The organism is Pseudomonas sp. GZD-222 (assembly GCF_049310525.1).
Taxonomy (GTDB): domain Bacteria; phylum Pseudomonadota; class Gammaproteobacteria; order Pseudomonadales; family Pseudomonadaceae; genus Aquipseudomonas.
Genome location: NZ_JBMOWO010000129.1, coordinates 1 through 2,877 on the forward strand (window position 1 = coordinate 1; position 2,877 = coordinate 2,877).

The 2,877-nt window shown below is 63.2% G+C and carries 3 protein-coding genes; 1 reads left to right on the top strand and 2 read right to left on the bottom strand.

Translation table 11 applies throughout. From position 1 onward, the window contains the following. Positions 1 to 99 precede the first annotated feature (99 nt). The gene (locus ACO6VD_RS24555; RefSeq protein WP_422422541.1) at positions 100 to 1,671 is read right to left on the bottom strand and encodes a SulP family inorganic anion transporter; all 1,572 of its coding nucleotides are present in this window, start codon (positions 1,669 to 1,671) and stop codon (positions 100 to 102) included. A gap of 79 nt (positions 1,672 to 1,750) precedes the next feature. Next, complete coding sequence (locus ACO6VD_RS24560; RefSeq protein ID WP_422422542.1) at positions 1,751 to 2,368, bottom strand: NAD(P)-dependent oxidoreductase; 618 nt, start codon at positions 2,366 to 2,368, stop codon at positions 1,751 to 1,753. 75 nt (positions 2,369 to 2,443) lie between these two features. Between ACO6VD_RS24560 and ACO6VD_RS24565 the strand changes: the two genes are divergently transcribed. After that, positions 2,444 to 2,773, top strand: coding sequence for a DOPA 4,5-dioxygenase family protein (locus tag ACO6VD_RS24565; RefSeq protein WP_400171422.1), 330 nt, complete (start codon positions 2,444 to 2,446; stop codon positions 2,771 to 2,773). The last annotated feature ends 104 nt before the right edge of the window (positions 2,774 to 2,877 follow it).

Below are 2,877 nucleotides of genomic sequence, written 5' to 3' on the forward strand. Positions count from 1 at the left end.
GTCGCCAGCTGGCTCGCGGCTAAGACATGACTCGCGGGGCAAGCCCGCTCCCACAGGTTGAATGCAATCTCTGTGGGAGCGGGCTTGCCCCGCGATAGTTCACTCCTCGAAGCGAATCGGGCAGTGCGCTGCCCCTTCCAGCTTATGTAACTCTTCGATCACCTGTGGACGCGCCCGATGCAGCGTCAGGCTACCGCCTGCCCGACGCAATCGACGAGCTTCGCGGTGGAGCATGTCGACGCCGGAAAAGTCGATGAAGTTGATCTGCCGGGCATCGATCACCACATCGGGACCCTGGCAGCGTTGCAAACGCACCTGCAGGTAGTGGCTGGCACCAAAGAAGATCGATCCTCCGACCCGCAGCAGGTCGGCATCCCCTTCGCGCGAATGCTGTACGCGCGGCCGTGAGGTGCGTTTCAGGTAGAAAAATAGCGAGGCCAGCACGCCAGCGTAGATGGCGGTTTGCAGCTCCAGCAGCAAGGTCGCCGCAGCGGTCAGGGCCATGACCAGAAACTCTGAACGACTGACCCGGAACAGCGCACGTATCGCCTGAAGATCGATCAAACCCCAGCAGATCAGCAGGATGCTGCCGGCCATCGCCGGGATCGGGATATGTGCAATCAAGCTCGCGCCGGCCACGGCAAACAACGCTACCCAGAGAGCCGAGAAAACCCCGGCCAGCGGTGAGCGCGCACCGGCGTCATAACTCAGCCCGGAACGGGTGAAGGAGCCCGACGACAGGTAGCCGGAGAACCAGCTGCCAACCATGTTCGACAGGCCCTGGCCGCGGATTTCCTGGTTGGCGTCGATCAATTGTTCCGAACGCGACGACAGTGAACGGGCAATCGACAGGCTGGTGACCAGCCCCAGCATACCCACCGCCACGGCGCTGGGCAGCAGGCGCAGGATCAGCTCGACGTCCAGCAGCGGCAATGGGCTCAGGGGCGGCAACTGGCCGACGAATCCGGGCACCAATTGCACATCAGCGAATACCCCCGGCAGCAACCAGACCAGCAGGCTGGCAATCGCCAGGGTTATCAACAGGCCGGGCCAGCGCGGCCGTAGCAGCTTTAGCGTTATGCCAAGTACCAGGGTGCCCAGCCCAAGCCCCAATGAAGGCCAGTCTACTTCGCCTGAGTGTTCCAGGAGGCTTTCGAGGGTTTTCAGGGCGGTGGCCTGGCTGGGTAACTCCATCCCCATCAGACTCGGCAGTTGCCCCAGGGCGATCACTACGGCGGCGCCGAGGGTGAAGCCCAGCACCACCGATTGCGAAACGAAGTTGACCAGCGCGCCGAAGCGCAACAGCCCCAGTAGCCACTGAAACAGTCCGGCCAGGAACGTAAGCAACAGGATCAGGGTGATGTAGTCGTCGCTGCCGCTGACAGCCAGGGGGCTGACGCTGGTATAGAGCACAATGGAAATCGCCGCCGTCGGCCCGCAGATCAGGTGCCAGGACGAGCCCCACAGGCAGGCAATCAGTACCGGCACGATAGCCGCATACAGGCCGTACTCGGCAGGCAGGCCGGCAATCAATGCGTAGGCGATGGATTGCGGCAGTGCCAGGATTGCCCCGCTCAGCCCAACCAGCAGATCGCGCCGCACACTGGCGCGGGTTTGCCGGGGCAGCCAGGTGAGAAACGGCAGTAGACGGTGGCGATCAGGCCAGGGCATGGACATGCTCTATCGCGAGTGAAGGCCGTTAAGGGTGCGGTGTCTGGCGGTTGCGTGCAAGCCGCAAAACGCAGGCGTGTCAGAAGACGAAGTTCACATGCTCGCCATGGTGCAGTTTCAGCTCAAGGGTATCGACCATGGCGGCGGCAACCCGGGCCAGGCGCTGTAGCGGCTCGGCAAGACCGGGTTCGAGGGTGCCGTGGGTCTGGCGGAAATGCTCGATGCCCAGGCCGGCGACTTGTTGCGGCGTGTTGACCAGGGTCCAGTGCAGCTGGCTGCGTTGCAGCAGGTCGACGATCTGGTCGGCACAGGCCCGTTGCTGCTCGCTGTGCCCTTCGCTATTGTCGAGCACGCTGAAATCGCCCACCAGCACCAGCCGGCGTATAGTTGTGCGGGACATCCCGGCAACCAAGGCGCGGCTCATGCGCAGCTGTGTGGCGAAGTCATCGGCAGCCAGTGCCGCCAGCAGGCAGACCACCGCTGAGCCACCGGCGACGCTCTGTTCCGCTTGCGCAGCGCTGTTCAGTCCGCCGATCTTGAAGTGCAGGCCCGGGCGTGGCGCCAGGGTGTTGAGGTCTTTGACCACGGCGATCACTTCATGCTGGCGCTTGAGCAGCTCGGCCATCAGGGCGCTGCCCAGGCTGCTCAAACCTCCGATCAGGATCAGTTTGAACACTGGGGTTTCGGCATTTTTCACCAGGTCACTCCCTTTCAGGCGGGTGATCATTTGACCCCAGGATGCCTTGGGGGTTCTTGTGATTCAGGAGTTTTCGTGCAAAGGATCAAGGGATATCACGCCCACGTTTACTATGACGCCAGCACCATGGAACAGGCGCGGCTGCTCTGTGAAGAGGCTGCCAAGCTGTTTGGGGTGAGTATGGGGCGGATGCATCAGAAGCCGGTCGGGCCGCATCCGGACTGGAGCTGCCAGTTGGCCTTCGGGCCTGAAGTGGTGGGGGTAGTGTTGCCCTGGCTGGCGCTGTATCGCCATGGGCTGGTGGTGTTCCTGCATCCGCTGACCGGAGACGAGTTGGCGGATCATCGCGATCATGCGATCTGGATGGGGGCGATCCGGCCGCTTGATCTGTCGATTTTCAAATAGCGGGCGGGAGCGACAGTTGGTGGGAGCGGGGGGGGGGGGGGGGGGGGGGGGGGGGGGGGGAGGGAGGAGGGGGGGGGGGGAGAGAAGGAAGGACACAGACAAAA